We start from the raw sequence: 17,436 nt of genomic DNA on the forward strand, positions 1-17,436 counted from the left end.
GCTAGCGCGGCGGGTTGAGCTCGGCGGCGACGACCTCGGCGATCTGCGCGGTGTTGAGCGCCGCGCCCTTGCGCAGGTTGTCGCCGCAGAGGAACAGCTCGAGCGCGCGCGGGTCGTCGAGCGAGCGGCGTACGCGGCCCACCCATGTGGGGTCCGTGCCGACCACGTCGGCGGGGGTCGGGAACTCGTGGTTGGCGGGGTCGTCGACCAGCACCACGCCAGGGGCCTGGGCGAGCACGTGCTGGGCGCGCTCCTGCTCGACCTCGGTGGCGAAGACCGCGTGGACGGCCAGCGAGTGCGTGGTGATGACGGGCACGCGCACGCAGGTGGCCGAGACCTTGAGGTCGGGCAGGCCGAGGATCTTGCGCGACTCGTTGCGGACCTTGAGCTCCTCGCTCGACCAACCGCCGTCCTTGAGCGAGCCCGCCCACGGCACCACGTTGTAGGCGAGCGGCGCGGGGAACGGGCCGGGGTCGCCCACGGCGCGGCGCACGTCGCCGGCCACGGTGCCGAGCGAGGCGTCGCCCGAGACCTTGGCCATCTGCTCGCGCAGCGCGTCGATGCCGGGCTGCCCCGCGCCGGACGCGGCCTGGTAGGAGGCGACGACGAGCTCCTGCAGCGTGTAGGCCTCGTGCAGCGCGCCCAGCGCGACGATCATCGACAGCGTCGTGCAGTTGGGGTTGCTGATGATGCCCTTGGGCCGCTGCGCCGCTGCGGCGGCGTTGACCTCGGGCACGACGAGCGGCACGTCGGGGTCCATGCGGAACGCGCCGGAGTTGTCGACGGCGACGGCGCCCTTGGCGGCCGCGACCGGCGCCCACTCGGCCGAGACCTCGTCGGGCACGTCGAACATCGCGACGTCGACGCCGTCGAACGCCTCGGGCGAGAGCGCGACGACCTCGAGCTCCTCGCCGCGCACGGTCAGCCTCTTGCCGGCGCTGCGCGGCGACGCGATCAGCCGGATGTCGCCCCACACGTCGGCGCGGGTGCTGAGGATCTCGAGCATGACGGTGCCGACGGCACCGGTGGCGCCGACGACGGCGAGCGTGGGCCGCCCGTCGCGGCGGGCGATCGGGGCGATGCTCATCGGCCGGTCCCTGCGTAGACGGTGGCGCCCTCGTCGGAGTCGAGGTCGAAGGCGGTGTGGATGGCGCGCACGGCCTCGTCGACCGAGTCACCGCGCACGACCACCGAGATGCGGATCTCGGAGGTCGAGATGATCTCGACGTTGACCCCGGCGGTCGCCAGGGCGTCGAAGAAGGTGGCCGAGACGCCCGGGTGCGAGCGCATGCCGGCGCCGATCAGCGACACCTTGCCGATGCTGTCGTCGAACAGGATGTCGTCGAAGCCGATGGCGGGCTGCACCTTGCGCAGCGCCGCGACCGCCGTGGCTCCGTCGGTCTTGGGCAGCGTGAACGAGATGTCGGCGCGGCCGGTGGCGACCGAGGAGACGTTCTGGACGATCATGTCGATGTTGGTGCCGGCCTCGGCCACGGCGCGGAAGATGCGCGCCGCCTCGCCGGGCTTGTCGGGGACGCCGACGACGGTCACCTTGGCCTCGCTCCGGTCGTGCGCGACCGCGGAGATGATGGGCTGTTCCACCTCGGTGCCTTCCTCGTCGAGCGTGCCGGACGCGAGGTCCGGGGTCGGGGGGTTGTCGCTGATCCAGGTGCCCGTGCGGTGGCTGAACGACGAGCGCACGTGGATGGGCAGGGTGAAGCGGCGGGCGTACTCGACGCAGCGCAGGTGGAGCACCTTCGCCCCGCACGCCGCCATCTCCATCATCTCCTCGTAGGCGAGGTGCGGCAGGCGGCGCGCGGCGGGGACGATGCGCGGGTCGGCGGAGTAGACGCCGTCGACGTCGGTGTAGATCTCGCACACCTCGGCCTGCAGCGCCGCCGCGAGCGCTACCGCCGTGGTGTCGGAGCCGCCGCGGCCCAGCGTGGTGATGTCCTTGGTGTCCTGGCTGACGCCCTGGAAGCCGGCGACGATCGCGACCGCGCCCTCGGAGAGGGCCTGGGAGATGCGGCCCGGGGTCACGTCGATGATGCGGGCCTTGCCATGGGCGGAGTCGGTGATGACGCCGGCCTGGCTGCCCGTGAACGAGCGGGCCTCGATGCCGAGGTTGCCCAGCGCCATGGCGACGACGGCCATCGAGATGCGCTCACCGGCAGTGAGCAGCATGTCGAGCTCGCGCCCGCTGGGCACCGGGGTGACCTGCTCGGCGAGCTCGATCAGCTCGTCGGTGGTGTCGCCCATGGCCGAGACGACCACGACGACGTCGTTGCCCGCCCGCTTGGTCTCGGCGATGCGCTGGGCGACGCGCTTGACGCTCGCGGCGTCGGCGACCGACGAGCCACCGTACTTCTGCACGACCAGGCCCACGAGCTGCATCTCCAGACGGGAGTGGACGACCGCTCGGAGGCAGGCGTCACGACGACCAGTGCAGGTCGCGAGTCTACCGGCGGTGTCCGACAGGGCGCCGGATCGTCCCGCTGGGTGGACAGCGCGGCGCCGGTCAGGCGGTGAGGTGCTGCGCCAGCACGGCGTCGTAGCTCGGGCGCGCGTCACCGAGCCGGCCGCGTCCCACCGCGGTGAGCTCGACGAAGACGCCGCGCCGGTCCTCCACGCAGCAGGCGCGCTCGACGAGGCCCTGCGCCTCGAGCCGGTCGACCATGCGGGAGAGCGCGCTCTGGCTCAGCCCGACCTCGCCGGCCAGCTCGGTGACCCGCCCGGCGCGGTTCGGCGCCTCGTCGAGCCGCGCGAGAAGCTCGAACTCGGTGCGGCCCAGCCCGTGGCCCTTCTGCAGCTCGCGCTCGAGCGCCTCGTTGACGCGCGCGTAGCGACCGGCGAGGTCGCGCCACTGCTCGACCAGCTGGTGCTGGGCCGCCGGCGCGGCCCCTGCAGCGGCACGGGTCGTCGGGCTCACGCTCCCAGCATAACGCGCTTGACGCTCGATGCATGCGCATGCATATGGTGGAGCCATGTCCACCACGCCGCATCCCACCCCCGTCCCTCCTCCTCGCAGCGCCCCGACCGACCTCGGTCTTCCCGGCGACCGGCTCGGCCGCGCCGGCTGGACGCTGCTGCTCGTCCTCTGCGGCACGGTCTTCCTCGACGGGCTGGACGTCTCGATGATCGGCGTCGCGCTGCCCTCCGTCGGCACCGCGCTCGACCTCGCCCCGAGCACGCTGCAGTGGGTGATCAGCGGCTACGTCCTGGGCTACGGCGGCTTCCTGCTGCTCGGCGGGCGCTCGAGCGACCTGCTCGGCCGGCGGCGGGTGCTGCTCGTCGGCCTGGCGGTCTTCGCGGCGGCGTCGCTGCTCACCGGCGTCGCCACGGACGGGACGCTGCTCATCGGCGCCCGCTTCGTGAAGGGCGCGGCGGCGGCGTTCACCGCCCCCGCGACCCTGTCGATCATCACCACCCGCTTCCGCGAGGGCCCCCAGCGCACCAAGGCGCTGACCGTCTACACCGCCACCGCGGCGAGCGGCTTCTCGCTCGGGCTCGTGCTCGGCGGCCTGCTCACCTCGATCGGCTGGCGCTGGACGTTCCTGGTCCCCGGCCCGCTCGCGCTCGTCCTGCTCGCGCTGGGAACCCGCTTCGTCCCCCGCGACGAGCCCGGCACCGGCCGGCGCAGCTACGACCTGCCCGGCGCCGCGAGCATCACCGCCGCCATGCTCACGCTGGTCATCACCGTCGTCCGGGCCCACGACCAGGGCTGGGGCTCCCCCGTCACCGTCCTCGGCTTCGCCGCCTCGGCCGCCCTGCTGGCCACCTTCGTGGCGGTCGAGCACTACAGCCGCGCGCCGCTGGTCCGCCTCGGCATCCTGCGGACCCCGGGCCTCGCCGCCGCCAACCTCACCGCGATGACGGTGTTCGGCAGCTACGTCGCCTTCCAGTTCATCGCCGCTCTCTACCTCCAGCAGACCCTCGGCTGGTCGGCAGTGCGGATGGCCTTCGGCCTGCTGCCGATGGGCCTGCTCGTCGTCGCGGTCGCCCGCCCGGTCGGGACGCTGATCGACAGGTACGGGCCCGCCGTGCCGCTCGCCGGCGGCATGGCCGCCTTCGTCGCGGGCTACGCCGTCTTCAGCCGGATCGGCCCGAGCGCGTCCTACCTGGCGGTCGTGCTGCCCTCGACGCTCCTGCTCGGCCTCGGCTTCGGCCTGGCGTTCGCCTCCATCAACACCGCCGCGACCTCAGGCGTGCGCAACGAGGAGCAGGGTCTCGCGTCCGGACTGGTGCAGACCTCGTTCCAGCTCGGCGGCGCCGTGCTGCTGGCCGTCTCGACCGCGGTCGTGGAGGGGACGACCGGGACCGGGCCGGACGGCGTGCCGACAGCGCTCGACGCGATCTCCGGCTACCGGGCAGGGCTGTGGATCAGCGTCGGCGGCGCGGTGCTGGGCCTGCTGGTCACCGCACCGGCGCTGGTGCGCAGCGTGCGTGCGCGGCGGGCGGCAGACGTACCGGACGCCGTCGTGCTCGGCGCACCGGTGCGCGAGGAGTACGCGGAGGCCGAGGTCTGACGGCCCGTGCTCGCGCCCCGGCAGGCCTCGGCCCGCCGGGGCGTCGGTGCTAGTGGCGGGGGACGTAGCCCTGCGGCGGCGCGACCGCGCTCGCCGCGGTCTCGGCCAGGAGCCGGTCCTCGACGACGAGCTCGGCGTCGTGCTGCGCTCCGGCGTCGAGGCGCACGTGGCTGATCACCGACTGCAGCGCGCGCAACGCAGCGCTGGCGGTGGCGCCCCAGTTCGAGAGGTAGGAGAACTGCCACCACCACAGCGCCTCGACCGTGCGGCCGGCCTTGTAGTGCTGAAGGCCGTGCACGAGGTCGACGACGACGTCGGCGATGTCGTCGGACAGCGTGGTCGTCACGACCTCCGGCGGCTCGCCGTAGGGGTCGAAGACCTCGGTGTACTCGTCGACCGGCTCGAGCAGGTTGGCGAGCGAGGTGCGCACGCCGTCGAGGTCGGCGTCGTCGCCCGCGTCGGGCTCGAAGCGCTCGTCGGGCACGACGTCCTGCACGGCGCCGAGACGACCGCCGGCCAGCAGCACCTGCGAGACCTGCAGCAGCAGCAGGCTGACCGCGGTCTCGGGGCTCTCGCCGGCGGCGATCTCGCGCACGGCGAGCACGAAGCTCTCGACCTGGTCGGAGATCTCGGCGGCGAAGTCGCCCCAGTCCTCGGACTGGCCGTCCCCCGTGGGGACCAGCGTGTGGGTGTCAGACATCGAGCAGTCGCCTTCCTTCGAACGCGCGGCCGAGGGTGACCTCGTCCGCGTACTCCAGATCGCCGCCGACGGGCAGACCGCTCGCCAGCCGGGTCACCCGCAAGCCCATCGGCTTGACCATGCGGGCCAGGTAGGTGGCGGTGGCCTCGCCCTCGAGGTTGGGGTCGGTCGCCAGGATCAGCTCGGTCACCACGCCGTCGGCCAACCTAGCGAGCAGCTCGCGCACGCGCAGGTCGTCGGGGCCCACGCCCTCGATGGGGCTGATCGCGCCGCCGAGCACGTGGTAGCGCCCGCGGAACTCGCGCGTGCGCTCGATCGCCACGACGTCCTTGGGCTCCTCGACCACGCAGATGACCGTGAGGTCGCGGCGCGGGTCGCGGCAGACCCGGCACTCGAGCTCCTCGGCGACGTTGCCGCAGACGCGGCAGAAGCGCACCTTCTCCTTGACCTGCTCGAGCGCGACGACCAGGCGCCGCACGTCGGCCGGGTCGGCCGCGAGCAGGTGGAACGCGATGCGCTGGGCGCTCTTGGGCCCCACGCCGGGCAGCCGGCCGAGCTCGTCGATGAGGTCCTGGACGACGCCTTCGTACATGCCGGCTTCCTCCTGTCGCGAGCTGGGGCGGGTCGAGACCACCGCCCGTGCCGCGGAGCTCCGCCCAGCAGCCTACGTGGTGCTCAGGTCGTGTCGAACTCCCCGATCACCCGCGCGCCGAGGTCGCGCTCGAGCAGGGCGATGCCGGTCAGGCCGCTGTCGTCGAGGTCGGGGTCGTCGGCCTCGGCCTGGTCCTGCTCGGGAGGCACGATCCCGCGGCGCCCCTGCCCCGCACCGGCCGCCACGCGCGCGAGGGCCTGCTCGCGACGGCTGGGGGCAGGGCCTTCCGGGGAGGCCGGCGCGCTCGCGGCCGAGGGAGCTGGGGAGGGTACGGCTGTGGCGCGCGCCGGCACGTCCCAGCCGTCGGGCTCGAGCGAGGCGCCCTCGAGCTCGTCGGGGGGCTCGTCGGGCGGCGGCACGTCGTCGGCGGGGACGCGGTCGTCGGCCGCGCGGCCACCCGTGCCGCCGCCGCCCTGTGCGCCCGGTCCGCCCGCTCGCTGCGCGGGGGCCGGCTGAGCGGCAGGTGCCCCGGGCTGGGACGACCAGCCGTCGGCGGACGGTGCCTGGGCCGCCGGGCGCCGCTCGCCGGTCCGCGCGGCGGGCTGGCCGGCCGCACGGGAGGCCGGTGCCGGCTGGCCGGCGCCCGCGGCGGGCGCCCCCGTGGGGCCGCCGACGATCGCCTCGACGCGCCAGTCGACGCCGAGCACGTCGATGAGCGCCTGGCGGACGAACTCGCCGTGGTCGGAGCGCCCGGCGAACTGCTCGCGCAGGCCCGGGGTCGGGAACGCGAGGGTCAGCACCCCGTCGCCCACGCCGGCCACGGCCGCCTGCGACGAGACCAACGTCCAGGTGGTGCGCTTGAGGGTCGCCAGCGTGCCGAGCACGACGGGCCAGATGCCGCGCACCGAGCCGAGGTCGTGACCCGTCGCGGCTGCGGAGGGCTCGCCCTGCTCGGGCTGCTCGGGCTGCTCGCGGGCGGGGGGCTGCTCCGGGGCGGCGGGACGCTCGAGCTCCGCCGTCCTGTCCGCCGGCGCGGCCTGCTGGCTCTCGGCCGGCTGAGCAGGCGCGGTCGCCCGTGCGGGTGCGGCTGGCTGAGCGGCCGCGGCCGGCCGGGCAGCCGCGACCGGCACAGCGCTCGCCGCGGCGACGCTCTCCACCGGGGCGACGGTCGGCGCGGGCATGGGCAGCCCGCCCGACACGAGCCGCTCGACGCGCTCGAGCCGCGTCGCCACCGAGCGCTCGCCGCCCTCGGCGGCCGGCAGCAGGATCCGGGCGCAGATCAGCTCGAGCTGCAGCCGCGGGGTGGTCGTGCCGCGCATCTCGGTGAGCCCGGCGCTGACCAGGTCGGCGGCCCGGGAGAGCCCGGCCGCGCCGAAGCGGGTCGCCTGGTGGCGCATGCGCTCGAGCCGGTCCTCGGGGCAGTGCGAGAGCAGGCTGCCCGCAGCCTCGGGCACCGCGGCGAGGACCACGAGGTCGCGCAGCCGCTCGAGCAGGTCCTCGGCGAAGCGGCGCGGGTCGAGCCCGCCCTCGATGACGCGGTCGACGACCGTGAAGACCTGGGCCCCGTCCGCGGCCGCGAACGCGTCGATCGCGGCGTCGAGCAGCGCGTCGTCGGTGAAGCCCAGCAGCGCCGTGGCGAGCGCGTAGGTGACGCCCTCGTCGCCGGCCCCCGCCATGAGCTGGTCGAGCACCGAGAGGGCGTCGCGCACCGAACCGCGCCCGGCGCGTACGACCAGCGGCAGCACCCCCGGCGCGACGGGGATCTGCTCGCGCTCGCTGATGCCGGCGAGGTGCTCCTGCAGCCGCGAGGGCGGAACCAGGCGGAACGGGTAGTGGTGGGTGCGCGACCGGATCGTCCCGATGACCTTCTCGGGCTCGGTCGTGGCGAAGATGAACTTGAGGTGCTCCGGCGGCTCCTCGACCACCTTGAGCAGCGCGTTGAAGCCCTGCGGCGAGACCATGTGGGCCTCGTCGACGATGTAGATCTTGTAGCGGGACGACGCCGGCGAGAAGAACGCCTTCTCACGCAGGTCGCGGGCGTCGTCGACGCCGCCGTGGCTCGCGGCGTCGATCTCGATGACGTCGAGCGAGCCGGCTCCGCCGCGGGCCAGGTCGAGGCAGCTCCGGCACTCGCCGCACGGGGTGGGCGTCGGGCCCTTCTCGCAGTTGAGGCAGCGGGCGAGGATGCGCGCGCTGGTCGTCTTGCCGCAGCCGCGGGGGCCGGAGAAGAGGTAGGCGTGGTGGACGTGGTCCTTGCGCAGCGCCTGGGACAGCGGCTCGGTGACGTGCTCCTGCCCGATGACGTCCGCGAACGTCTCTGGGCGGTAGCGGCGGTAGAGCGCGTCGGGCACGCCACGACACTAACCGCGCCCAACGACAAGACGAAACGCCGCCGAGGCCGCCCTGTGCACGGCCGGCCGGGCGAGCCACCCGAGACACCGCGGAGCGCCGAGAGCTGCGTGAGAAGGACCGGCCAGAGCCGGGGGAAGTCACGCGGGTCGGGCTCCCCGCCGAGGCGCGCGTCGTCCAGGCCTGTCCGGGCGACCCCAGGTCACGCGCGCCCCCGGACGCCGAGACCTGCGTGAGGTGGACCGGCCAGAGCCGGGGGAGGTCACGCGCGTCGGGGCCGCCGGAGAGAGTCGCAGCCGGCCCGGGCACAGAAGGGCCCCCCGCGCACCCACCAGAGCCCACCTGCCCTTGCTGCCTTCCGGCCCTGGGGGGGTTCAGCGAGATGGCGCCACGCGAGGGGCTGGCGCCCACTCTAGCCGACCGCAGGCGTACCCCCACCCGCCCGGCCGGCAGCAGCACGCGTGCGCAGCCGGCGCCGCCGGACCGCTATCCTCTCCGACGGAGGATTCGCCTAGTGGCCTAGGGCGCACGATTGGAAATCGTGTTGGGGGCAACCCCTCGCGGGTTCAAATCCCGCATCCTCCGCGCTGCTCACCACGGCCGGCGCCACCGTCTCGTCACAGGGACGGTGCGCCGGCCGTCGTGGTGCAGCACCGAGCGCGACGGGCCCTCGGGTTAGGCTCCCGACGTGCTGTTCAAGGCCGTGGGTGACTCCAAGCCCTATCCCGCGCACGCGACGTCGCAGCGGGACTGGGCGCGGATCCCGCCGCGCCAGATCCGCCTCGACCAGCTGGTCACCACGAAGCGCACGCTCGACCTCGCCGCCCTGCTGGCCGAGGACTCCACCTTCTACGGCGACCTGTTCGCGCACGTCGTGGAGTGGCAGGGCGAGCTCTACCTCGAGGACGGCCTGCACCGGGCGCTCCGCGCGGCCCTGCAGCAGCGCACCGTCCTGCACGCGCGCGTCCTGGCGCTGGAGACCTGAGGTCCGCCCGTGAGCATGCTCACCCCGCGGGGGTTCGAGATCCACGGCGGGTCGCACCGGCCGGCGCGGCTGCGCAAGAGGCGCCGCCGCGTACGCCTGCTGCTGACCGTCGCGCTCGCGGCGGCGGTCGTCGCGGGCGGCTGGTACGCGTGGGGCCGCTGGCTCGCCGACCCCGACCCCGGTCCGGTGGCGAGCGCCCCGGTGACGACCGTCGCGACGCTGCCCAGCCCGACGCCGGGCCCGTCGTGCACCCCGCCCGCGCCGCGCACCGTGCGCGTCCGGGTGCTCAACTCCACCCCCAAGGCCGGGCTCGCGGCGGCGGTCGGCCGTGCGTACCGGTCCCGCGGCTTCACCGTCGCCTCCGTCGGCAACTCGACGGGCCCGGTCGGCGGCACCGTGGTCGTGCGGTCGGGCCCGAAGGGCGCTGCCGCCGCCCGCGAGGTCGCGGCGTGGGTGCCGGGCGCGCGGCTGGTCACCGACCGGCGGGCCGGCACGACCGTCGACGTGGTCGTCGGCTCGGCCTACTCGCGGATGCGCACGTCACCCGCCGCCGCCTGCTGAGGCCACCGGCCGACCGAGCCCGTCGACGACCTGGCCACCGCTGAGGGCCACGAGGTCGGCTCCGCTGAGCCGCAGCTTCGCCGTGCGGGTGCCGCTGCCGACGATGACCGACGCCGACGACGCCACGGCGGCGTCGACCAGCACGAGCCAGTCGGCGGGCAGGCCGACGGGGGTGATGCCGCCGTGCTCCATGCCGGTCAGGCCCACGGCCGTCTCCATCGGCGCGAACGACGCCTTCCGCACGCCGAGCAGGCGACGGCCCGCCCCGTTGACGTCGGCGCGGGTCGTGGCCAGCACGACGCACGCGGCGTAGCGCTCGATGCCCTCACGGCGCCCGACGACCACCACGCAGTTGGCCGACTCGTCGAGCCCGACGCCGTAGCGGGCGCAGAACTCCGCCGTGTCGGCCGCGCTCGGGTCGACGGGCGCGACGCGCACGCCCGACGCGTCACCGCCGCGCAGCGCCTCGACGACCGGCGGGGCCAACAGGTCGGTCCGGTCCAGGGCGGGGGCGTAGTCGAGCTGGTCGGTCACGGCCGACATCCTGCAGCAGCGCCCCTCAGCGCAGGTCGACGACCCGGGCGGGCTTGCGCGCGTACATCGCGGCGTCGGCCCGGCGCACCAGCTCCTCGGCCGGCGCGCTCGAGCCCATCGCCACACCGGTCGTCAGCCCGACGCGGACCGGGCCCTGCGGCAGCTGCACCGGGTCGAGGACAGCGGCCTGCAGCCGGTCGACGAGCACCTCGACCTGGCGCGGGTCGGTGACGGCCTCGCTCAGCACGACGAACTCGTCGCCGCCGAGCCGCGCCACGGTGTCCTCCTCGCGCACCGCGCGGCGCAGCCGGGCCGCGACCTGGCGCAGGACCTCGTCGCCGGCGGCGTGGCCGTAGGAGTCGTTGACGGCCTTGAAGCCGTCGAGGTCGACGAAGACGACGGCGACCTGCGCGCCCCGGCGGGGCGCTGCGGCGAGCGCGTGCCGGAGCCGGTCGAACAGCACGTTGCGGTTGGGCAGCCCGGTCAGCGGGTCGCTCGAGGCGCGTCGCACGAGCTCGTCGTGGGCGCTGTGCCGCGCGGAGAGGTCGTCGACCTGCACCACGAACAGCTGCGCCGCCCCGCCGGGCGCGCGCGCCACCTGCACGGAGAGCGCCACGCGCGCGAGCGTCCCGTCACCGCGCCGCAGGCCGGTCTCCAGGGAGTAGGAGTCCCGGTCGCCGTGGAGCAGCTCGGCGACCTGCCCCGGCTGCTCCGCGAGCTCCTGCAGCGAGCGGGCGCCGAGGTCGGCGGCGTCGCGGCCGAGCAGCGTACGCAGCGCCGCGTTGGTCCGCGTGAGCCGGCCGTCGGGCGCGACGAGCGCCATGCCGGTCGGCACGAGCTCGAAGGCGCTGTCGGTGGGGGAATCGGCCGGGGACGGAGGGGCTGCCAGCGGCACCTGCCGGGCGGTGGAGACCAGCCCGCGCACGGCGCCGCGCTGGCCGGGCAGCGCGCGCACCCGCGCCTCGAAGCGCACCCAGCCGCCGTCGCGGTGGAGGTAGCGGTAGTGCGCCGTCGTCTCGTCGAGGCCCTGGTAGAGCGCGGTCAGCCGGCGACGCGTCTCGCGCTCGTCCTCGGGGTGCAGCAGCTCGTAGGCGCGGCGGCCGACCAGCTCGCCGGGCGTCCAGCCGGTGACGCGCGTGACCGACTCGCTCACCCACGCGAAGCGCCCCCTGCCGTCGAAGGTGGCGAGGACGTCGCCGGCGTGGTCGGTGACGTCGCGGCGCAGGCCGAGCGACGCGGTGACCGCGTCCAGCGCCCGGCGCTCCGAGGCGACCTCGCGCACCAGCGCCACGGCACCGAGCACGCCGCCGTCCTCACCGCGCACCGGGCTGTAGCTCGTCTCGTGCGCCACGCCGTCCTCGCCCCAGCAGCCGTCGTCGTAGGTCTCGGCGCCGCTCAAGGCCCAGGCCAGCCGGCGGGTCACCTGCACCAGCAGGCGGGCGGGGAGCACGTCGGCGACCGGCCTCCCGACCGCCCGCTCCCGCGTGAGCCCCGCGCGCGCGAGCGCAGCCCCGGCGACCGCGTGCACCCGCAGGTCGGCGTCGACGACGAGAAGGCTGGTGCGCGGCATCGAGGCGACCGCGCGCATCCCGAGCGCACCGAGCGACGGCACGTGGAACCCGTCGTCGGAGGCGGCTCGGGATCGTTGCACGTAGCAATACTCAGGCAGGGCGGCTCGCCGCGGTGCCGGAGCCCGCAGATCGCCCGCCGATGGCGGACGACTGGTGACGTCGCTCCGCCCGGTGCTCACGCTGCGTAACAGCCGGGGCGTCGCGCTCCGGGCGCTCCGCGATGTGTACGCTTGTACGCATGGCGCCGTCGATGCGCGAGCGGATGCTCGCCGGAGACCTCTACCTGGCCGACGACCCCGAGCTCGCCGAGCAGAGCAACCGCGCCCAGGACCTGGTGGCCGCCTACAACGCCACCGGCCCGCGCCAAGCCGCGCTGCGGCGCGCCCTGCTCGAGCAGCTGCTCGGCTCGGTCGGCGAGGGCACCGAGCTGCGGCCCCCGGTCTTCGTCGACTACGGCAGCCACCTGCGCGTGGGAGCCCGATGCTTCGCGAACTTCGGGCTCGTCGCCCTCGACGTCGCGCCGATCACCATCGGCGACGACGTGCAGATCGGCCCGAACGTCCAGCTGCTGACCCCGACCCACCCGGTCGAGCCCGAGCCGCGCCGGCAGAAGTGGGAGGCCGCCCGGCCGATCACCCTCGGCGACAACGTCTGGCTCGGCGGTGGCGTCATCGTGTGCCCCGGGGTGACGATCGGCGCCAACACCGTCGTGGGAGCCGGTGCCGTCGTCACCCGCGACCTGCCCGCGGACGTCGTCGCCGTCGGGAACCCCGCCCGAGTCGTACGCAGCCTCGTCCCGTGACCGCGGGCACCGCCCGCGCACCGCGGGGACGCAGGTTCGACCCCGGCCGCAAGGACCGCATCGTCGAGGCGACGGTCGCGGTGATCGCGAGGCACGGCGTCGCGGGCACCACGCACCGGCTCATCGCGGCGGAGGCCGACGTGCCCCTCGGCTCGCTGACCTACCACTTCGCGAGCCTCGACGACCTGCGCGCCCAGGCGTTCGAGCACCACGCCCGGGCGATGTCGGTCGTCTATGCCCGCCACTTCGACGGCGTCTCGACGCACGAGCAGCTGGTCGACGCCGTCACCGACCTGGTCGACCACGACGCCGGCGCCGATACCGAGGAGTGGGCCGTCGCCTACGAGCTCTACCTCGCCGCGCTGAGGGACCCGGCGCTGCGCCGGATCACCGAGGCGTGGATGCGCACGAGCCGCGCTGTCCTCGAGCGCTACGTCGACCCCTCGACCGCCCGCGGCGTCGACGCCCTGATCGAGGGCTACGTGCTGCACGCCATGCTCTCCACCTCTCCCCCGAGCCGCTCCGACATCCGGGCCGCAGTGGCCCGGGCACTCTCACCCGCACCGCAGACCTCCGAGGACCACGCATGACCACGACGACCGACCGCCCGAGCGCCGCGCGGGTCAGCAGCGCGGTGATGGCGACCTACGCCGCCTTCATCGGCTCGGGCTTCGGCTTCGCGAGCTGGGCCTCCCGCATCCCCCAGGTGCGCGACGAGCTCGACCTGAGCCCGTCGTCCCTGGGCCTGGTGCTGCTCGCGATCGCCGCCGGCTCGATCATCGCGCTGCCGCTCTCGGGGCGCTTCGTCGCGCGCTACGGCTCACGGCTGACCGTCACGGTGATGGCCGTGCTGCTCGCGGCGGGTATCGAGGTCGTGGCGCTCGGCTACCTCTCAGGCGTCGTCCCCGTCGTCATCGGGCTCTTCATGCTGGGCTTCGGCAACGGCGCCTGGGACGTGGCGATGAACGTGCAGGGCGCCCTGGTCGAGCGCCACCTCGGCCGCTCGATCATGTCGCGCTTCCACGCCGGCTTCAGCCTCGGCACGGTCGCGGGCGCGCTGCTCGGAGCGCTCGCGATCGCCCTGCACGTGCCGGTCACCGCGCACCTGAGCGTGGTGGCCGTCGTCATCGGCGTCGCGGTCCCGCTGTCGGTGCGCCAGTTCATCTCCGACCACGGCGCCCACGAGGCCGAGGAGCACGAGCGCCGCGCGGTCGGCGGCGTGCCGGCATGGCGGGAGCCGCGTACGTTGCTCATCGGCCTGTTCGTCCTCGCCTTCGCCTTCGCCGAGGGCACCGGCAACGACTGGATCAGCGTCGCGGTGATCGACGGCTACGACGCGCCGGCCGCGGTGGGCACGCTTGCCTTCGCGGTGTTCCTGACCGCCATGACCGCCGGGCGCTGGGTGGGGCCGGGGATGCTGGACCGCTACGGACGTGTGCCGGTGGTGCGGGCTCTGACCCTGCTCGGCCTGGTGGGCCTGCTGCTGTTCGTCTTCGGGCCGACCTCGGCGGTCGCCTTCGTCGGCGCCGTGCTCTGGGGCCTGGGCGCCTCGCTCGGCTTCCCGGTCGGCATGAGCGCGGCCGCCGACGACCCCGCGCGGGCGGCCAGCCGGGTGAGCGCCGTCGCCTCGATCGCCTACTGCGCGTTCCTCGCCGGCCCGCCGCTCATCGGCTTCCTCGGCCAGCACTCCACCGTGCTGCACGGCCTGCTCGCCGTCGCCGCGCTGCTGGCCCTCGCGGCACTCGTGGCCGGCTCGGTCGCGCCGCTCGAGGCGGCAACGACCGCCCAGCGGTCCGAGGACGCCTAGTCCCTCGCAGGCCGGCTCGGTCCGCTGGTCGGGACGCCCGTGCAGACTGCGGCCATGCAGCGCACGAGCGTGTGGATCGTCAGGAGCGAGGAGCGCGACGCGCCCGAGGTCGTCCTCGGCGTGCTGGCGAGCGAGCGCGACGCCGCAGCGCTGGTGGCCAGGGTCGCGGCCGACTTCCCCGACGGGTCGCTGGTCTACGGCGAGTACCCCGTGGGCTGGACCTTCGACGGCGGCGCGCGCCGCCACGGCGGGGCGTAGGCCGGCCGAGCGCTAGTCCTGCCAGCCGATCGCGCGGGGCGCGTGCCAGTCCCAGCGCACGCCGGCCATCCGCAGCGAGAAGCAGGCGAGCGCGGCGACGACGGCGGCCGGCGCGCTCCAGACGCCGAGCTGGTCGGCGACGACGGTGATCGTGGCGCCCAGCAGCGCGGGCACGGCGTAGAGACCCGTGGTGAGGATGGTGGGCACGCGCGCGATGAACATGTCGCGCAGCGTGCCGCCGCCGACCCCGGTGATGCCCCCGAGGATCACCGCCTGCAGCGGGCCGAGCCCGAACTCCAGCGCCTTGCTGGCCCCGGTGACGGCGAACAGCCCCAGCCCGGCCGCGTCGAGGACCGTCATGGCCGAGGCCAGCCGCTCCAGACGCCAGGTGAAGGCGACGAGCCCGCCCGACGCGGCGACGAGCAGGTAGCGGTAGTCGCTGAACGTCGCCGGCGGCAGGTCGCCGAGCAGGATGTCGCGGACGATGCCGCCGCCGAGCGCCGTGATCATCCCCAGCGTGATGACGCCGAAGAGGTCGAGCCGGGCGGCGCGCACCGCGGTGAGGGCACCGTCGACGGCGAAGGCGAAGACGCCGACCAGGTCGAGCGCGAGCAGCAGCGACATGGCAGGGATGGTCGCAGAGCGCGTCAGTCGTGGTGGGAGTGCTCGTGGCTCCGGTGCCCGGCGGGCTCGATCTGGAAGGTGCAGTGCTCGACGTCGAAGTGCCCGCCGAGGCACTCGCCGAGCGCGTCGAGCACCCCGCCCTGGCCGCACGCGACCTGGTCCTCGGGCACCACGACGTGGGCGGAGAGCACGGGCATCCCGCTGGTGATCGTCCACGCGTGCAGGTCGTGGACGTCGACCACGCCGGGGACCTCGAGGATGTGGGCGCGCACCTCGTCGAGGTCGACGCCGCGCGGGGTCGCCTCGAGCAGCACGTTCGCCGCCTCGTGGAGCAGCGCCACCGCGCGGGGCACGACCATCGCGCCCACGGCGATCGCGGCGACCGCGTCGGCGCGGTCCCAGCCGGTGAGCGCGAGCACGATGCCAGCGACGACCACGCCCGCCGACCCGAGCAGGTCGCTGAAGACCTCGAGGCGCGCACTGCGTACGTTGAGGCTCTCCTTCGCGCCCTCGTGGAGCAGCGAGAGCGCGACCGCGTTCGCCACCAGCCCGACCGCTGCGACCGAGAGCATCAGCGCGGCGTGCACCTCGCCGGGGTCGAACAGCCGGCGCACGCCGGTGACCAGCACGTAGGCCGAGACACCCGCGAGCAGCACGCCGTTGGCCAGCGCGGCGAGGACCTCGGCGCGCTGCCAGCCGAAGGTGCGGGCCGCGCTGGGCGGACGCTGGGCGTACGTGGTGGCGAGCAGCGAGATGCCGACCCCTGCGCTGTCGGACAGCATGTGCCCGGCGTCGGCGAGCAGCGCCACCGAGCCGGCGGCCCAGGCGCCCACGGCCTCGACGACCAGGACGGTCAGCGAGAGGGCGAGGGTCAGCGCCAGACGGCGCCGGTAGGCGCCGGTGACCGTGCCGCCGATGGGCGCGTGCGAGTGCACGTGCCCAGCAGTGCCGTGCGCAGCCATGCCCCCGAGCCTAGATCGGCCGGGCGCCGGGCGCGCGGCTCAGTCGTCGCCCTTCTGCGGCGGCGTGGCCTTCTCGTCGGCGGCGTCGGCCACCAGCTCCTCCGGCCGCGGCGGCACGGAGGCGTCGCTCTCGAGCTCCTCGAGCTCGTGGTCGTGCGTGGGCTCGGTCATGGCGCCTCCTCGGCGTGCGGCGGGGGTGCGCACTCTACGGGGGCGGGCAGGATGGCCCGCGTGACGACCGCGCAGCCGGGCATCTTCGCCCTCGGGACCACCGACCACCTCTACGTCGAGCTCGACCTGGTCGAGGGGGCGCAGCCGCGCCAGCTCGCCGCGGCGCTGGCCGCGCTGGTCGGGCCGGAGACGACCATCCGGGGGGTCAGCGTCGTCGTCGGCCTGCGCCCGGAGCTGTGGGCGGAGGTGGCGCCGGGCGCCGCACCCGCCGACGCGGCGGACTTCGGCGAGCCGGTCGTCGGCCTGCGCGGCTACCGGATGCCGGCGACGCAGCACGACGCGTGGCTGTGGATCGCCGGCGGCGCGCGCGACGTCGTCTTCGACGCTGGCACGTCGTCGCTGCGCTCGCTCGCGCCCCTCGCCCGGGCGGCGACCGAGGTCGGCGGCTGGCTCTACCGGCACGACCGCGACCTCACCGGCTTCGTCGACGGCACCGAGAACCCCTCGCAGCTCGAGGCCTACGACGCCGCGGTCGTGCAGGAGGGGCCGGGTGCCGGGAGCAGCGTCGTGCTCGTGCAGCAGTGGCGCCACTCGACCGAGGACTTCGCCGCGCTGCCGACGGGCGCGCAGGAGCGGATCATCGGCCGCACGCTCGCCGACAGCGTCGAGCTCGACGAGGACGACATGCCCCGGGACTCGCACGTCAAGCGCACGGTCCTCGAGCGCGACGGCGTCGAGCTGCCGATCTTCCGCCGCAACGTCGCCTACGGCGGGGTCACCGACCACGGGACGATGTTCGTCGGCTTCAGCGTCGAGCAGTACCGCCTCGCCGAGATGCTGCGCCGGATGGCCGGCGCCGATGGCGTCCGCGACGCGCTGACCCGCTACACCACGCCGCTCACCGGCGCGTACTACGTGGTCCCGTCGGTCGAGGCGCTGCGCGGCCTGCTGGAGTGAGGCCGCGGGGGCCTGTGGACGACCGGCGGGGTCGTGG

General features: G+C 74.9%; 19 protein-coding genes, 1 tRNA gene and 1 other RNA gene. 9 read left to right on the forward strand and 12 right to left on the reverse strand.

Annotated elements, in window-relative coordinates:
- Position 1: 1 nt before the first annotated feature.
- From CLV35_RS09215 to CLV35_RS09225, 3 genes are all read right to left on the reverse strand, one after another.
- Positions 2 to 1,087 carry an aspartate-semialdehyde dehydrogenase gene (locus CLV35_RS09215; RefSeq protein ID WP_121193179.1) on the reverse strand — a complete coding sequence of 362 codons (1,086 nt, stop codon included), beginning with the start codon at positions 1,085 to 1,087 and terminating at the stop codon, positions 2 to 4.
- Positions 1,084 to 2,385, reverse strand: a complete 1,302-nt coding sequence (locus CLV35_RS09220; protein WP_121193504.1) for an aspartate kinase — start codon at positions 2,383 to 2,385, stop codon at positions 1,084 to 1,086. The genes CLV35_RS09215 and CLV35_RS09220 overlap by 4 nt, the downstream gene beginning before the upstream one ends.
- 133 nt (positions 2,386 to 2,518) lie before the next feature.
- Entirely contained in the window at positions 2,519 to 2,929 is a 411-nt protein-coding gene (locus tag CLV35_RS09225) for a MarR family winged helix-turn-helix transcriptional regulator (RefSeq protein WP_231121657.1), read from the reverse strand.
- A 55-nt stretch (positions 2,930 to 2,984) separates the two neighbouring features.
- On the opposite strand from CLV35_RS09225, the gene CLV35_RS09230 reads away from it, so the two are divergent.
- The gene (locus CLV35_RS09230; protein ID WP_121193181.1) at positions 2,985 to 4,526 is read left to right on the forward strand and encodes an MFS transporter; all 1,542 of its coding nucleotides are present in this window, start codon (positions 2,985 to 2,987) and stop codon (positions 4,524 to 4,526) included.
- Between the two features lie 49 nt (positions 4,527 to 4,575).
- On the opposite strand, the gene CLV35_RS09235 is transcribed toward CLV35_RS09230, so the two are convergent.
- From CLV35_RS09235 to ffs, 4 genes are all read right to left on the reverse strand, one after another.
- Complete coding sequence (locus tag CLV35_RS09235) at positions 4,576 to 5,226, reverse strand: DUF5063 domain-containing protein (RefSeq protein ID WP_121193182.1); 651 nt, start codon at positions 5,224 to 5,226, stop codon at positions 4,576 to 4,578.
- On the reverse strand, positions 5,219 to 5,818 hold the full coding sequence (recR, locus tag CLV35_RS09240) for a recombination mediator RecR (RefSeq protein WP_121193183.1): 600 nt from the start codon (positions 5,816 to 5,818) through the stop codon (positions 5,219 to 5,221). Before recR ends, CLV35_RS09235 begins: the two co-directional genes overlap by 8 nt.
- A gap of 83 nt (positions 5,819 to 5,901) precedes the next feature.
- Positions 5,902 to 8,169 (reverse strand): DNA polymerase III subunit gamma and tau, encoded by a 2,268-nt coding sequence (locus CLV35_RS09245; RefSeq protein WP_121193184.1) that lies wholly within the window; start codon positions 8,167 to 8,169, stop codon positions 5,902 to 5,904.
- A gap of 307 nt (positions 8,170 to 8,476) precedes the next feature.
- An RNA gene (gene ffs / locus CLV35_RS09250) (signal recognition particle sRNA small type) lies at positions 8,477 to 8,571 on the reverse strand.
- 96 nt (positions 8,572 to 8,667) lie between these two features.
- Here ffs and CLV35_RS09255 point away from each other — a divergent pair.
- The 3 genes from CLV35_RS09255 (at position 8,668) to CLV35_RS09265 (ending at position 9,713) form a co-directional block, all read left to right on the forward strand.
- Positions 8,668 to 8,752: transfer RNA gene (locus CLV35_RS09255), tRNA-Ser, on the forward strand.
- A gap of 103 nt (positions 8,753 to 8,855) precedes the next feature.
- Complete coding sequence (locus CLV35_RS09260; protein WP_121193185.1) at positions 8,856 to 9,152, forward strand: type II toxin-antitoxin system VapB family antitoxin; 297 nt, start codon at positions 8,856 to 8,858, stop codon at positions 9,150 to 9,152.
- Positions 9,153 to 9,167: 15 nt separating this feature from the next.
- Positions 9,168 to 9,713, forward strand: coding sequence for a LytR C-terminal domain-containing protein (locus CLV35_RS09265; RefSeq protein WP_231121712.1), 546 nt, complete (start codon positions 9,168 to 9,170; stop codon positions 9,711 to 9,713).
- On the opposite strand, the gene CLV35_RS09270 is transcribed toward CLV35_RS09265, so the two are convergent.
- Together CLV35_RS09270 and CLV35_RS09275 are read right to left on the reverse strand one after the other, a co-directional pair.
- The gene (locus CLV35_RS09270; protein ID WP_121193187.1) at positions 9,693 to 10,256 is read right to left on the reverse strand and encodes a YbaK/EbsC family protein; all 564 of its coding nucleotides are present in this window, start codon (positions 10,254 to 10,256) and stop codon (positions 9,693 to 9,695) included. The genes CLV35_RS09265 and CLV35_RS09270 overlap by 21 nt on opposite strands.
- Before the next feature lie 16 nt (positions 10,257 to 10,272).
- On the reverse strand, positions 10,273 to 11,898 hold the full coding sequence (locus CLV35_RS09275; protein ID WP_147431916.1) for a diguanylate cyclase domain-containing protein: 1,626 nt from the start codon (positions 11,896 to 11,898) through the stop codon (positions 10,273 to 10,275).
- 158 nt (positions 11,899 to 12,056) lie between these two features.
- Here CLV35_RS09275 and CLV35_RS09280 point away from each other — a divergent pair, with 158 nt between their 5' ends.
- From CLV35_RS09280 to CLV35_RS09295, 4 genes are read left to right on the forward strand one after another with little or no spacing between them, the layout of a single operon-like run.
- On the forward strand, positions 12,057 to 12,620 hold the full coding sequence (locus CLV35_RS09280) for a sugar O-acetyltransferase (protein ID WP_269203903.1): 564 nt from the start codon (positions 12,057 to 12,059) through the stop codon (positions 12,618 to 12,620).
- Positions 12,617 to 13,210 carry a TetR/AcrR family transcriptional regulator gene (locus CLV35_RS09285; RefSeq protein ID WP_121193189.1) on the forward strand — a complete coding sequence of 198 codons (594 nt, stop codon included), beginning with the start codon at positions 12,617 to 12,619 and terminating at the stop codon, positions 13,208 to 13,210. Before CLV35_RS09280 ends, CLV35_RS09285 begins: the two co-directional genes overlap by 4 nt.
- Positions 13,207 to 14,427: an MFS transporter gene (locus tag CLV35_RS09290; RefSeq protein WP_121193190.1), complete on the forward strand. Its 1,221-nt coding sequence runs from the start codon at positions 13,207 to 13,209 to the stop codon at positions 14,425 to 14,427. The genes CLV35_RS09285 and CLV35_RS09290 overlap by 4 nt, the downstream gene beginning before the upstream one ends.
- Positions 14,428 to 14,481: 54 nt before the next feature.
- Positions 14,482 to 14,685 carry a hypothetical protein gene (locus tag CLV35_RS09295; RefSeq protein ID WP_147431917.1) on the forward strand — a complete coding sequence of 68 codons (204 nt, stop codon included), beginning with the start codon at positions 14,482 to 14,484 and terminating at the stop codon, positions 14,683 to 14,685.
- A 12-nt stretch (positions 14,686 to 14,697) separates the two neighbouring features.
- On the opposite strand, the gene CLV35_RS09300 is transcribed toward CLV35_RS09295, so the two are convergent.
- The 3 genes from CLV35_RS09300 to CLV35_RS20785 are packed head-to-tail and all read right to left on the reverse strand — an operon-like array spanning position 14,698 to position 16,442.
- The gene (locus CLV35_RS09300) at positions 14,698 to 15,309 is read right to left on the reverse strand and encodes a trimeric intracellular cation channel family protein (RefSeq protein WP_121193192.1); all 612 of its coding nucleotides are present in this window, start codon (positions 15,307 to 15,309) and stop codon (positions 14,698 to 14,700) included.
- Positions 15,310 to 15,332: 23 nt separating this feature from the next.
- Entirely contained in the window at positions 15,333 to 16,271 is a 939-nt protein-coding gene (locus CLV35_RS09305) for a cation diffusion facilitator family transporter (RefSeq protein WP_121193193.1), read from the reverse strand.
- 39 nt (positions 16,272 to 16,310) lie between these two features.
- A complete protein-coding gene (locus tag CLV35_RS20785) occupies positions 16,311 to 16,442 on the reverse strand; it encodes a hypothetical protein (protein ID WP_269203904.1) in 132 nt (43 codons plus the stop codon).
- Between the two features lie 60 nt (positions 16,443 to 16,502).
- On the opposite strand from CLV35_RS20785, the gene CLV35_RS09310 reads away from it, so the two are divergent.
- On the forward strand, positions 16,503 to 17,399 hold the full coding sequence (locus tag CLV35_RS09310) for a Dyp-type peroxidase (protein WP_231121659.1): 897 nt from the start codon (positions 16,503 to 16,505) through the stop codon (positions 17,397 to 17,399).
- The last annotated feature ends 37 nt before the right edge of the window (positions 17,400 to 17,436 follow it).

The sequence above is a fragment of the Motilibacter peucedani genome, from assembly GCF_003634695.1.
Lineage (GTDB): Bacteria > Actinomycetota > Actinomycetes > Motilibacterales > Motilibacteraceae > Motilibacter > Motilibacter peucedani.